Here is a 12966-nt window from a genome sequence, read left to right on the forward strand (position 1 = left end):
GCTGGAGATGCTTCGATGACACCTAGGACTTTCGCCACCCTCGCCGCCGTCGCGGCCGTCTCTCTGGCAACGGCTCTCGTCGTCCACGCCGTGCGCAGTCCGTGGACCACCGAGGCGGCCAGCTCCGGCAAGCTTTTCCCGCGCCTTGGGGCCGACATCGGAAAGCTCGCGCGGATCGCCATCACGCAGGGCGAAACCACGCTCACGCTCGAGAAATCGGGAGACGCGTGGCAGGTCGCGAGCCAGGACGGCTATCCGGCCGACCTGGGCAAGATCCGGGCGCTCGTGCATGCGCTCGATGAAGCGGTGCTCCTCGAGCCGAAAACGAAAGCTGCGGCGCGTTACGCGCATCTCGAAGTCGACGATCCCGCGAGCAAAACATCCAATGCGCGCCTCTTCAAGCTCGAAGCGGCGGATGGCACCGTGCTCGCGGAAGTCATCGCCGGCAAGCAGAGACCCGGCAGCGCCGTCACGCCCGGGGCGAGCGGCGGCGCCGGAACCTACGTGCGGCGCCCAGGCGATGAGCAGAGCTGGCTTGCAAGCGGCACCATTGCCGGTGGGGCCACACTCAAAGATTGGGCGAACCCGCGCGTCTTCGAGACCGAGACGGAAAAGATCGCGAATCTCACGGTCGAGGTTGCCGGAGAGCCGGCCTACACGATCAAGCGCAGCGCCGGGAGCGGGCACGAGCTCGACGCCATCCCGGCCGGAAAGAAGATCAAATACGTGAACCTCGTCGACAACATCGTCGAGGCCGCGTCGTTCCTCGACTTCGAGCGCGTGCGCAAGGCGTCCGGCAGCAACGATGGCAAGGCCGGCACGGTCACGTTCACGACCGACGGCAAGCTCAAGATCGTGCTCGACGTCCGCCGTGAGCCGGACGGCGTTTGGGTGACGGTCGATGCAAGCGGAGACGGCGACGCCAAGACAGCGGCGGACGACATCCGTTCACGCGCCGAAGGCTGGGAGTTCGAGATCACGCCCTCCAAGGCCGACACCATGCTCAAGACAGAGGCTGAGCTTCTCGAGGACATCGAGCCCGAGACGCCGGCGCAGGAAAGCGCCCAGCCCGCACCTGGAACACCGCCGGGCCTGCCGCCCGGAATGCCGATGCCTTGAGCCGGTGCTGGAGCGCGGTTACGCGTGATGGCCGCGTTACGACGCGACCTTCACCGTATCGAACCGCTCCCACGCCGGACGGCCGAAGCGCTCGACCAGAAAATCGATGAACACGCGCGACTTGGCGGCGAGGAACCGATTTGGCGCATAGAGTGCGTGGATCGTGATCTCCTGCGGCGGGTACTCCGGCAACACCACGACGAGCCGCTCCGCCGCGATGTCGGCGCCGACGAGGAAGCTCGGCAGCCGCGCAATGCCGATGCCCTTGATGGCCGCTTCGCGCAGCGTGTCGCCGTTGTTGGAGCTGAGACAGGCCGAAACCGGTACGGAGAGCGGCGCACCTTGCTCGGTGAGCTGCCAGCGCGGCACGGTCGTCGAGTGGCCGTAATGGAGGCACTTGTGGTTTGCGAGGTCGCCCGGCTCCGTAGGCTCGCCGTGGCGGGCGATATAGTCCGGGCTTGCGACGAGCAGCACGCGGGCGGCAGAGATGCGCCGGGCGATCAGGCTCGAATCGATCATCGCGCCGATGCGCACGGTGACGTCCACGCCCTCCTCGAGCGGATCGATCATCCGGTCCGTCAGCACAAGCTCGACCTTAAGCTCCCGATAGCGGTCCATAAAGTCCGCCACCGCCGCGCCAAGATAGAGCGTGCCAAACGACATCGGCGCGTTCACCTTGAGCAAGCCCTTGGGCTCGTCATGCAGCCGCGCGATCTGCGCCTCCGTCTCCGCGATCTGGGCCATGATCGAAAGGCAGCGCTCGTAATAGGCAAGGCCCGCTTCGGTCGGCGTCACGCGGCGGGTCGTCCGATCGAGAAGGCGCGCGCCGAGCTCCTGCTCGAGCTGCGTGATCGCCTTGCTCACCGCACTGCGCGTCACGCCGAGGCGCCGGGCAGCTTCGGCGAAGCTGCCTCCCGACACCACCTTGGTCAGCACGTTCATAGCTTCGAGCTTATCCATCGCAGCCCTCGGCGCGCTCCTCAGGTGTGCATTTCAGGGAGGAGACGGATCTTTTCGCTGAACGGGTTGCATGTCGGCCGACCGTCCTCTCCCGCGGGCGGCCCTTCTACGTCAGCGAACGTTCACCGTTGGCGTCCGCCCTTTTTCGGCTGCACAGATTTTTTGGCCGCGGAACCAGGACCGGCTCCACAGCCGGATCATTAAGCCCGAGTTTCGTACCAGGCACAAGAGTTGCCTTTAAAGAAACCAGGCCGTCGATGCGATCGACCGGCCCAATCTCGTCCGTTCCGGCAACGCTGTGTGCACGTGCCAGAGCCATGCTTCTTTATCTTTAACTTCCAATGGTGCCACAAGCGCTGGCGTTCCCAAGCGGGTTATTTTTCCGTCGCCGGTTCCGAAGCGATGAACGCCAAACGGCGGATGGCCGTGTCGCCGAGTTCCTGTGCGAGGCCGAGCAAGTCATCCTGCGAGGATGATTCGGCAAGCCTCAAATAGGCTTCCGCCAGATATTCACACAGCGACGGTATATCATCGGTACGGCTTGCCGGCAGTTCGGGAACCAGGATCGTATGGTTCGCAGATACGGCCTCGAGCCTTGCAGCGGCGGCGCGCGCAGCCTCCGCCAGGGAGGTCGCAGTCGCAGGGGCGTCCGTGCCGCCATCCGGCTGCCGCATCAGAAGATCCGCGAGACGCCGCTCGCTCGCGGCGAGTGCCGCGAGCGTCACCTGGCTGTCGCCCGCCGTCCGGTCCGGCTGGCTCGCATGATAGGCCTTGCGCCGTTCCCGGCGCAGGAGAGACATGTGCTCAAGCTCGTCATGCGCCATCCGCTCCGACGCGACCCGCACCTCCTCGTTGTCCGTGTTGGCTGCCACATAGGCCCAGAAGGCGAACGAGCGCTCCTCGTGACGCACGGCCGATGCAAGGGCGAGATAAGGCGTGAGGAGGTTGGAGCGCGCCACCTCGTCGGGCGGTGCATCGAAGGTGTCCGGGATCGGCCACGGCAGAGTGGCGTCCTCCTGCGTGCCCGTACGGTCCGCCCATTGATCAACCTCGCCGACATGGCCCCGCTCGGTCTCTGCCAGCCCCGTGAACACCTCGGCGAGCGCCGTCTCGCCCTGCAGCGCCAGCTGACGGGCAATCTCGGTGTAGCGCGAGGCCGCATCCAGCTCCATGGCACGCGCCATCGCAAAAAATTCACCCATCGATCTGATGCGACCGGCAGGCTCCGCTTTCAAAGAGGTCATGACATCATATCTCCATTGACAGGCGAGAATGCCGATGACGAACTCTATTCGCCCTTGAGGGAGATCAACACCAGTAAGATATATGCTGGATACACGTTAGGCGAATAGACGGGACGAGGTGCTTCTTGGCGGCGAACCTGGTGCGTTGGGTGATCATGGCATTGGCCGCCTTTGCCGCGCTGAGCGCGGCTGCGCCGGCCAATGCGCAATCGCGGCTCGCGACCTTCATGGAGACGGCAACGCCGCAGGAGTTCTTTCCGCAAGCGACACGCTTCGGAGATCCACAAGGCGATCCGCCCATCATACCAGCCTACGAGGGCGATACGCTTCTCGGCTATGTCTACCTGAACTCCGACTTCACAGGTTCGATCGGCTATTCCGGCAAGCCAATCCACATTCTCGTCGGCATCGACCCCGCAGGTGTCGTTACGGCCCTCAAGCTTGTCGAGCATAAGGAGCCGATCGTCCTCGTCGGCGTTCCGGAGAAGCGCGTCGTCGAAGCCGTCAACACGCTCATTGGAACGCAGATCGGACCAATCGCGGCGGGTGAAAAGCGTCCGCCGCAACCGGACATCGTGAGCGGTGCGACCGTCACCGTGCTGGTGATGGCCGACAGCGTCGTGCGCTCCGCCGTTCGCCTGCTGCGCAGCGGCCGGCTTTCGCCGCAAGGCGCCGCTCAAAGCGCCGGCCCTGCCGGTCCGGTCGAGACGCGAACCGTGGACATGACCCAGGACGCCGTGCGCGACTGGGAAAGCCTGATCGGGGATGGCTCGGTGCGCCGTCTTACGCTCACCGTCGGCGAGGTGAACGCCGCCTTCGAGCGCGCCGGCAATGCGGCTGCGGCCAGCAATCCCGAATCCGCCGATCCGGCCGAGACCTTCATCGACCTCTACGCCGCGCCGGTCAGTGTCCCCGGAATCGGCAAAAGCCTCCTGGGAGATGCGGGCTACGCGCGTCTCACCAAACGGCTGAAACCCGGCCAACAGGCGCTTCTCGTCGCCGGGCGCGGGCTCTACTCCTTCAAGGGCTCAGGCTATGTGCGCGGCGGCATCTTCGACCGCATCGAGCTCGAGCAGAATGGATCGGGCGTACGGTTCCGCGACCGCAATCATGAACGGCTCGGCGACATTGTCGCCGCGGGTGCGCCAGCGTTCCCCGAGATCAGCCTGTTCACAGTGCCCGAGGACTTCGCCCTCGATCTCACCGAACCGTGGACGCTCGAGCTTCTGGCTCAGCGCGCGATCGGCCCGCGCGACAAGGCGTTCCTCAGCTTCGAGCTCGCGTACACGCTGCCCGATCTCTACGTGAAGGTCGAAAAACCTCCGCCGCCGGTCGTGGAGCCTCCCGCCAGCGCGAAGGCGCCTCCAGCGGACGTCGCGGCATCCGGCCTTGCGGCGGATGCGAGCGCCGCCGAGGAGGACCCGCTCTGGAAGCAGATGTGGCGGCGCGAAGGGACCTCTGTCGCGATCACCGCGGCCGCGATCGCGGTGCTGACCGGCATCTTCTTCTTCCAGAATGCGCTCGTCCGCCGGCCTGTCGTCTACACCTGGGTGCGGCGCGGCTTTCTCACCTTCACCCTGCTCTGGCTTGGCTGGTATGCCAACGCGCAGCTCTCCGTCGTCAACGTCCTGACGTTCACGAACGCGCTCGTCACCGGCTTCAGCTGGGAATATTTTCTAACGGCGCCGCTCATCTTCATTTTATGGTCGGCAGTCGCCGTCTCGCTGCTGTTCTGGGGACGCGGCCCATTCTGCGGCTGGCTCTGCCCGTTCGGCGCCCTGCAGGAGCTGACCAACACCATCGCCAAGGCGCTGCGCGTGCCGCAGCTCAACGTGGCCTGGGACCTGCATGAGCGCCTGTGGCCGATCAAGTATGTGATCTTCCTCTTCCTGTTCGGCATGTCGCTCTATTCGATCGGCGCCGCCGAGCAGTTCGCCGAGGTCGAACCCTTCAAGACCGCCATCATCCTCAAGTTCATGCGCGACTGGCCGTTCGTCGTGTTCGCGCTGGCGCTGCTCGCGGCCGGGCTTTTCGTCGAGCGCTTCTACTGCCGCTATCTGTGCCCGCTCGGGGCGGCGCTCGCCATTCCGGGCCGCATGCGCATGTTCGAGTGGCTGAGGCGCTGGCCGGAATGCGGCTCTCCCTGCCAGCGTTGCGCCAACGAATGTCCGGTCCAGTCGATCCATCCCAACGGACGCATCAACGTCAACGAGTGCATCTACTGCATGCACTGCCAGGAACTCTACTGGGACGACCACCGGTGCCCGCACATGATCCAGGTGCGCCTCAAGCGCGAAAAGCGCGATGCGCTGCTTCCCCCCTCACAACGCGGACTGCCTGAACCCGGGCGGCCGCTGATCAGCTACGTCGGCCGGATCGTGCGCCCGCCGAAAGGATCAGGAGCAAAAAAGCGCACGCCAGGAGGTTGCAATGCCAAGCAATGATAAAAAAACCGGTTTGACGCGCCGGGACATGTTGGGCCGAAGCACCGTCGCCGCGGCGGCGGGGGTTGCCGGAACGGCGGGTGGTCTCAGCCTCGTCGGCTTCAGTGACGGCAGGCAGGCGGAGGCCCAGGCAGCATCGTCCAAAGGTGGACATGCCTCGATCGAGGTCAAGCCCGGCGAACTCGACGAGTACTACGTCTTCGCGTCAAGCGGCCAGACGGGCGAGGTCCGCATCCTCGGCTTGCCCTCCATGCGCGAACTGATGCGCATCCCGGTCTTCAACCGCTGCAGCGCCACCGGCTGGGGCCAGACCAACGAGAGCCTCAAGGTTCTGACTGAAGGACTTACGCCCGAGGCGCGCGAGTTCCTCAAGACCCGCGGCGGCATCTATCTCAACGGCGACCTGCATCACCCGCATCCGTCGTTCACCGACGGCACCTATGACGGGCGCTACCTCTATGCCAACGACAAGGCGAATACGCGCGTCTGCCGTATCCGCCTCGACATCATGAAGTGCGACAAGATCATCCAGCTTCCGAATCAGTCGACGGTGCATGGACTGCGCGTGCAGAAGTATCCGAAGACCGGATACGTCTTCTGCAACGGCGAGGATCGCGTGCCGGTGCCCAACGACGGCAAGATCCTCGACGATCCCAAGCAGTACATGTCGCTGTTCACGGCAGTCGACGGTGAGACCATGGAGGTCGCCTGGCAGATCCGCGTCGACGGCAACCTCGATAACGTCGATGCCGACTACCAGGGCAAGTATGCTTGGTCCACGTGCTACAACTCCGAAGAGGGCGTGACCCTCGCCGAGATGATGGCCAAGGAGCAGGACTGGGTGGTCATCTTCGATCTGGAGCGCATCGAAGAAGGCGTCAAGAAAGGCGACTTCCAAACCATCAGCGGCGTGCCGGTGCTCGACGGGCGCCACGGATCGCCCTACACGCGCTACATCCCCGTTCCGAACAGCCCGCACGGCATCAACACCGCGCCGGACGGTATTCACTTCGTAGCTGCCGGCAAGCTCTCACCAACCGTTACGGTGTTCGATGCGCGCAAGCTGCCCGACCTCTTCAACGACAAGATCAAGCCGCGCGACGTGGTCGTGGCGGAGCCCGAGCTCGGGCTGGGGCCGCTCCATACGGCCTACGACGGCAAGGGCAACGCTTTCACGACGCTGTTCCTCGACAGCCAGATCGTGAAGTGGAACATCGACCTCGCCCGCAAGGCTTATCAGGGCGAGAAGGTGGACCCCGTCATTCAGAAGCTCGACGTCCACTATCAGCCCGGGCACAATCATACGTCCATGGGGCAGACGAGCGAGGCCGACGGAAAGTGGCTGATTTCGCTGAACAAGTTCTCTAAAGACCGGTTCCTCAATGTGGGGCCGCTCAAGCCAGAGAACGATCAGCTTATCGACATCTCCGGCGATCAGATGGTTCTGGTCCATGACGGCCCGAGCTTCGCCGAGCCGCATGACGCAACCATCGTCCACCGCTCGAAGATCAACCCACTGCACGTCTGGAACCGCGACGATACGTTCTTCGCCGATTGCGTGAAGCAGGCCGAAGCTGACGGCATCAAGCTCGAGACCGACGACAAGGTCATCCGTGACGGCGACAAGGTTCGCGTCTACATGACCTCGGCCGCGCCGGCCTTCGGCCTTTCGTCCTTCACTGTGAAGCAGGGCGACGAGGTGACCGTGTTCGTCACCAACGTGGACGACGTGGAGGACCTGACGCACGGGTTCTGCATCGTTAACTACGGCATCAACATGGAGATCAGCCCCCAGCAGACCTCGTCCGTCACCTTCACCGCCGACAAGGCCGGCGTTCACTGGTACTACTGCTCGTGGTTCTGCCATGCCATGCACATGGAGATGCAGGGACGCATGCTCGTCGAGCCTCGCAACGTATGAGACTGACGGCGTGCGTCACCTCACGATGAAGACCGGTTGCGGCGTGGCGGCGCTCCTCTGCGCCATCCTCGCCGCACCCGCTGCCGCCGAACAGCGGACCGTCTCGCCCGGCGAAGACGTGCAGGCCGCGCTCGATCAGGCTTTGCCGGGCGATACGGTCGTGCTTTCGGAGGGCACACACCGCGGACCCGTCCAGATCGAGCGCGCCATTACGCTCGAAGGGGCACCCGGCGCCATCCTGGCCGGTGCCGGTCAGGGCAGCGTGGTGACCGTCACGGCGCCGGGCGCGGTCATTCGCGGGCTCACCGTGCGCGGCTCGGGGCGCGACCTCGAGGCCATGGATGCCGGTGTTTTCGTCAAGCAGAGCGCGACAGGCGCGCTCGTCGAAGCCAATCGCATCGAGAACAATCTCTACGGCGTCTACCTGCACGGCGCCGAGAATGCCGTCGCGCGCAAAAACATCATCGTCGGGATCGAGGAAGGGCGCGTCAACGAGGCCGGCAACGGCGTGTCGGTGTGGAACGCACCGGGCGCGCGCGTCGAGGAGAACGACATCCGCTTCGGCCGGGACGGCATCTTCGTCGTCACCAGCAAGCGCAACGTGTTCCGCGGAAACCGTTTCCGCGACCTGCGCTTCGCCATCCACTACATGTACACGAACGACAGCGAGGTCTCCGATAACGTGTCGACGGGGAACACCGTTGGCTTCGCCATCATGTTCTCCCACCGCCTCGTCGTGCGCGGCAACCGCTCCGAGGGTGACCTCAATCACGGCCTGCTGTTCAACTTCGCAAATTATTCCGAGATCAGCGGCAACGTGGTGCGGGGGCAGCTTCTTCCGGCGCGGCGGTGGGCAAGCCCAGGCCTGCGCGGGAAGGAAGCGCGCGAGCACGGTCTACCCTCCGCAGACGAGCCAACAAACGCGCAGCCGGGAGCCAGCCGCATCGGCCCCGAGAAGTGCGTCTTCATCTACAATGCCAACAAGAACAAATTCCGCAACAATCGCTTCGAGGGCTGCTCGATCGGCGTGCATTTCACGGCGGGATCGGAGGGCAACGAAATCACCGGCAATGCATTCATCAGAAACCGCAACCAAGTGAAGTACGTCGGCAGCCGCCATCTCGACTGGTCAACGGACGGGCGCGGCAATTACTGGAGCGACAATCCTGCCTTCGATCTCGACGGCGACGGCATCGGGGACACGGCCTACCGGCCCAACGACGTCGTCGACCGCGTGCTGTGGACCGTGCCGCAAGCCAAGGTGCTGGTGAACAGCCCCGCAGTGCAGATCATCCGCTGGGCACAGGCCCAATTCCCGGCCATCCTGCCGGGCGGTGTCGTCGACAGCCATCCGCTGATGACGCCCCCGCCCTTGCCGCCAGCGTCATCCAACAGCGAGGACCACCGGCCGTGACGGCGATCGCCGACGTTCTCAATGTGAGCAAGCACTACGGCGCGATCGCAGCCGTGCGCGACGTATCATTCACCCTTGCCGGCCCCGAAACCGTGGCGCTCGTCGGCCATAACGGCGCCGGCAAGACGACGCTCATGAAACTCATGCTCGGCCTCGCCCATCCCACGGCAGGGACGATCCACGTGCTCGGGGCGGATCCCGCGGCGCGCGCGTCAGCCGCCCGGCGGCGCATCGGATATTTACCTGAAAGCGTCTCCTTCAACCCGGCGCTGACCGGACGCGAGATCCTTGCCTTCTACGCCCGCCTCAAGGACGTGACGCCAGCGGCCGCCTTCGGCCTCCTCGACCGCGTCGGGCTGAAGGATGCGGCCAGCCGCGCCGTCGGCACCTACTCGAAGGGGATGCGCCAGCGCCTCGGCCTGGCCCAGGCGCTCATCGGCTCGCCCCAGCTTCTCCTGCTCGATGAGCCGACGAGCGGCCTCGATCCTGCGCTGCGCCAGGAATTCTACGGCATCGTGGGCGAACTGCGCGACGGCGGGGCCACGGTCGTGCTCTCCTCGCACGCCCTGACCGAGATCGAGGACCGCGCCGAGCGCGTCATCATCATGAGCAGGGGACGCGTCGTCGCGGACGGCACCATGGAGGAGTTGCGCCGCATCGCGAAGCTGCCGGCGCGGATCCGCCTCACCATCGCGCCCGACAAGGCCGAAGCGCTTATGGGCGCCCTGGGGCCGGTGGCCGGCCTGCGCAAGGTCAACGGCCGCATGGTGGAGTTCGAGGCAGGCCCGGGCGAGAAGATCGCGCTCGTGCGCCGCGCCACGGAGCCGGGGGCTGCCGCCGAGGACGTTGCCGTGATCCCGCCGACGCTCGACGAGCTCTACGCCTTCTTCCTCAAGCAGGGAGCGCCGACGACGTGATGGGCATGCGAAAGATGGCCGTGATCGCCGGCAAGGAGATCCTCGAGAGCCTGCGCAACCGCTGGGTGCTGGCGGCGACGCTGCTGCTCGCCGGCCTCGCCCTGACGCTCACCTTCCTCGGCAGCGCACCGACCGGCAGCGTCGGCGTGCGGCCGCTCGATGTCGTGATCGTCAGCCTGTCCAGCCTCACGATCTTCCTCATTCCCCTGGTGGCGCTGCTCATCTCGCACGACGCCATCGCTGGCGAGCGCGAGCGCGGCACGCTGCTTCTGCTTCTCAGCTATCCAATCAGCCGGTGGCAGGTGGTGATCGGCAAGTTTCTCGGGCATCTCGCCGTGCTGGCGTTCGCAACCGCGCTCGGCTACGGCGCGGCGGCCGCGGCGCTGGCGCTCACAGGCGCGGCGATCGACGGAGAGAGCTGGCGCGCATTCGCCGGCATGATCGGATCGTCGGTGCTGCTCGGGGCGGTCTTCCTCGCCATCGGCTACATGGTGAGCGCGGTGGTGCGTGCGCGCGCGACGGCGGCGGGCATCGCCATCGGCATCTGGCTCGGCCTCGTTGTGCTCTACGACATGGCGCTGCTCGCCTTCCTCGTCGTCGATCAGAGCCGGCTGGTCTCGGCGGACGTGCTGAACGTTCTACTTCTGCTCAACCCGACCGACGCCTACCGCCTCCTCAATCTCGCGGGTACCGAAAGCGTCGGGGCCTTGTCCGGTATGTCCGGACTTGCGGAAACGGTGCCGCTCGGAACCTTGACACTGCTCCTGGCCCTGGTTGGCTGGATGCTCGTGCCGCTTGGGCTGGCTGTCGCCGCATTTTCCCGGAGGGAGCTGTGATGCTGAGATCGTTGATTGCACCCGTCCTCCTCGCCTTCGTGCTCACGGCGTGCTCGGAGCAGGCGTCTGGCCCTCCCCCGCCGCCTCACCGGCTGACCGCGGACGCGGCGGGGCACTACTGCGGCATGGGCCTGGCCGAGCACACCGGCCCCAAAGGCCAGATTTTGCTCAAGAGCCAAAGCACGCCCGTCTGGTTCTCCTCGGCGCGCGATGCCTTCGCGTATACGATGCTCGACGAGGAAGCGAAGGACGTTCGCGCCATCTACGTTTCCGACATGGGTAAGGCGCCGACCTGGGATAAGCCCGGCGACGACAACTGGATCGATGCTCGGCAAGCGCTGTTCGTCATCGAAAGCCGCAGGGCGGGCGGAATGGGAGCTGCCGAGACAATCCCATTCTCGGACCGGAGCGCGGCTGAGCGCTTTGCAGCCGAGCACGGCGGTCGCGTCGTCTCCTTCGGCGAGGTGCCCTACGAGTATGTGCTGAACTCGGAGCCGGCGGAGATCGACGGCGGAGGACACGGGACCGAAGGATGAGGCGAGCCAGCGATAACACTCCGGGATCGCCTCGTGCGCCCCTCGCCTTTTCCATTCTCGCTGCTGATTTAGGATAACGACATGCGAGACCTCATAAGCCGCCGAAAGTTCATCGTGCTCAGTGCTGCGGCGGGCGGCGCCGGGCTGGTTCCGCTCGGGTCCTCGCGGGCCGCGGCCGCCGCAGCGCCTCCCGTCGAGTGGACAGGCGTCGTCCTCGGCGCTCTCTCCACCATGCGCCTGCACCACCCGGACCGGGAGGCCGGCAAGCGCATCATCCAGCGCGCGGTCGCCGAAGCCCACCGGCTCGAGGGCATCTTCAGCCTCTACCGCACCGACACTGCCCTTTCGGAATTGAACCGGCGCGGCGTTCTCGTCGCCCCGCCGGCTGAGCTCGTGGAGTTGCTCGACCTCTGCGACCGTCTCTGGCACGACACGGACGGGACCTTCGACCCAAGCGTGCAGCCGCTGTGGCGCTGCTACGCCGATCACTTCTCTGCCACGGGCGCCGATCCGCGGGGGCCTGCGCCTGAACGGTTGGCAGCGGCCCTCGAACTCGTCGGCTGGCGGAACGTGAAGGCAAGCCGCGATCGCATCGTTTTCGCAAGACGCGGCATGGGCTTGACGCTCAACGGCATCGCACAGGGCTATATTACCGACCGCGTGGTGCGCCTCCTACGAGAGGAGGGCATCGAGAGCTCCCTCGTCGACATGGGCGAGATCAGCGCCCTCGGCCCGCGTCCGGACGGACAGCCATGGCGCGCAGCCATCGAGGGGGCTGCGCAGGGCGAACCGCAGCGCTCGCTCGATCTCGTCGACAAAGCCGTGGCTACGTCAGCGGCGGATGGGTTCCGCTTCACGCCCGATGCGCGGTGCAACCACCTCTTCAACCCCGCGACGGGTGGCTGCGCGGCGCCTTCGCGCGCTTTGACCGTGGTGGCGAATGACGCCGCCACCGCCGATGCCCTCTCCACAGCGGGCACGCTGATGGACGAGAAGGCCCTCGCCGCACTCGCGGTGCGACGCGCGGATGTCAGCATCCTCAGCGCCTGATTGGACCGGCTCAGACGGGTTAAAGTGCTTCCCGGCGAGCGGAAACACGTCAGGCGCTGGTCGTTTTTGAAGTTTCGCGTCGACCATAGAGCCCGATCGTTTGCCATCGGTGCGGACACGCGCCCGCACGATCATCCGCTCGCACGCCGCTATTCCCAGGCCCGGAACCGCGTCTTTCGAGACGAATACGGCTGAGTGCGATTCGCGCGTCCGGGGCATCAAGAATGACGTCCCGCCACTCTCTTTCCATCGACGCGCACCTGACGCCTCCTCCCAGGATTCCTATTCGAAACGCCGGTTCGAACCCTCAGAAACCGGAGCATTTAGCGGGCTTCTGGCGTCATTTGCACCAATTTAGACCAAAAAACACCAATTTAGGTTTGCAGGCGCAGCAATGACAATATGAGTGCCGGAAAAACAATGAAAAACTCATTGTGCACCTGCGGAAAATAACACCTACATTTCCTGTCGATGAATTTTTATGACTTGCGCGAAATCGATAGGCTCATAGAATACCTTTATTAA

General features: G+C 65.1%; 10 protein-coding genes. 8 read left to right on the top strand and 2 right to left on the bottom strand.

All coding sequences use genetic code 11. The annotated features are described in order from the left end of the window. Nucleotides 1-15: 15 nt before the first annotated feature. Entirely contained in the window at nucleotides 16-1119 is a 1104-nt protein-coding gene (locus V7P99_RS10855; protein WP_333794836.1) for a DUF4340 domain-containing protein, read from the top strand. 36 nt (nucleotides 1120-1155) lie between these two features. Here the strand turns inward: V7P99_RS10855 and V7P99_RS10860 are convergent, their stop codons facing one another. Continuing rightward, entirely contained in the window at nucleotides 1156-2079 is a 924-nt protein-coding gene (locus V7P99_RS10860) for a LysR family transcriptional regulator (RefSeq protein WP_333794837.1), read from the bottom strand. A gap of 374 nt (nucleotides 2080-2453) precedes the next feature. Then, the gene (locus V7P99_RS10865; RefSeq protein ID WP_333794838.1) at nucleotides 2454-3323 is read right to left on the bottom strand and encodes a ferritin-like domain-containing protein; all 870 of its coding nucleotides are present in this window, start codon (nucleotides 3321-3323) and stop codon (nucleotides 2454-2456) included. A gap of 155 nt (nucleotides 3324-3478) precedes the next feature. On the opposite strand from V7P99_RS10865, the gene V7P99_RS10870 reads away from it, so the two are divergent. The 7 genes from V7P99_RS10870 (at nucleotide 3479) to V7P99_RS10900 (ending at nucleotide 12441) form a co-directional block, all read left to right on the top strand. After that, on the top strand, nucleotides 3479-5767 hold the full coding sequence (locus V7P99_RS10870; RefSeq protein ID WP_333794844.1) for a 4Fe-4S binding protein: 2289 nt from the start codon (nucleotides 3479-3481) through the stop codon (nucleotides 5765-5767). After that, entirely contained in the window at nucleotides 5754-7688 is a 1935-nt protein-coding gene (gene nosZ, locus V7P99_RS10875; RefSeq protein WP_333794839.1) for a TAT-dependent nitrous-oxide reductase, read from the top strand. Before V7P99_RS10870 ends, nosZ begins: the two co-directional genes overlap by 14 nt. Nucleotides 7689-7713: 25 nt before the next feature. Continuing rightward, nucleotides 7714-9102 (top strand): nitrous oxide reductase family maturation protein NosD, encoded by a 1389-nt coding sequence (locus tag V7P99_RS10880; RefSeq protein ID WP_333794845.1) that lies wholly within the window; start codon nucleotides 7714-7716, stop codon nucleotides 9100-9102. 53 nt (nucleotides 9103-9155) lie between these two features. After that, on the top strand, nucleotides 9156-10019 hold the full coding sequence (locus V7P99_RS10885; RefSeq protein WP_442909897.1) for an ABC transporter ATP-binding protein: 864 nt from the start codon (nucleotides 9156-9158) through the stop codon (nucleotides 10017-10019). A gap of 5 nt (nucleotides 10020-10024) precedes the next feature. Beyond that, complete coding sequence (locus V7P99_RS10890; RefSeq protein ID WP_333794846.1) at nucleotides 10025-10855, top strand: ABC transporter permease subunit; 831 nt, start codon at nucleotides 10025-10027, stop codon at nucleotides 10853-10855. Further along, a complete protein-coding gene (locus V7P99_RS10895) occupies nucleotides 10855-11391 on the top strand; it encodes a nitrous oxide reductase accessory protein NosL (protein ID WP_333794841.1) in 537 nt (178 codons plus the stop codon). The genes V7P99_RS10890 and V7P99_RS10895 overlap by 1 nt, the downstream gene beginning before the upstream one ends. Before the next feature lie 81 nt (nucleotides 11392-11472). Continuing rightward, on the top strand, nucleotides 11473-12441 hold the full coding sequence (locus V7P99_RS10900) for an FAD:protein FMN transferase (protein ID WP_333794842.1): 969 nt from the start codon (nucleotides 11473-11475) through the stop codon (nucleotides 12439-12441). Nucleotides 12442-12966: the final 525 nt, after the last annotated feature.

Origin of the sequence: Hyphomicrobium sp. (assembly GCF_036780825.1) — a bacterium.
Taxonomy (GTDB): domain Bacteria; phylum Pseudomonadota; class Alphaproteobacteria; order Rhizobiales; family Hyphomicrobiaceae; genus Hyphomicrobium_C.

Excerpts from the sequence above, each read along its gene's own strand:
- V7P99_RS10865 (WP_333794838.1), bottom strand. The coding sequence starts at position 3,323 with ATGACCTCTTTGAAAGCGGAGCCTGCCGGTCGCATCAGATCGATGGGT.
- V7P99_RS10870 (WP_333794844.1), top strand. The coding sequence starts at position 3,479 with ATGGCATTGGCCGCCTTTGCCGCGCTGAGCGCGGCTGCGCCGGCCAAT.
- V7P99_RS10900 (WP_333794842.1), top strand. The coding sequence starts at position 11,473 with ATGCGAGACCTCATAAGCCGCCGAAAGTTCATCGTGCTCAGTGCTGCG.
- V7P99_RS10860 (WP_333794837.1), bottom strand. The coding sequence starts at position 2,079 with ATGGATAAGCTCGAAGCTATGAACGTGCTGACCAAGGTGGTGTCGGGA.
- V7P99_RS10895 (WP_333794841.1), top strand. The coding sequence starts at position 10,855 with ATGCTGAGATCGTTGATTGCACCCGTCCTCCTCGCCTTCGTGCTCACG.
- V7P99_RS10855 (WP_333794836.1), top strand. The coding sequence starts at position 16 with ATGACACCTAGGACTTTCGCCACCCTCGCCGCCGTCGCGGCCGTCTCT.
- V7P99_RS10880 (WP_333794845.1), top strand. The coding sequence starts at position 7,714 with ATGAAGACCGGTTGCGGCGTGGCGGCGCTCCTCTGCGCCATCCTCGCC.
- nosZ (WP_333794839.1), top strand. The coding sequence starts at position 5,754 with ATGCCAAGCAATGATAAAAAAACCGGTTTGACGCGCCGGGACATGTTG.
- V7P99_RS10890 (WP_333794846.1), top strand. The coding sequence starts at position 10,025 with ATGCGAAAGATGGCCGTGATCGCCGGCAAGGAGATCCTCGAGAGCCTG.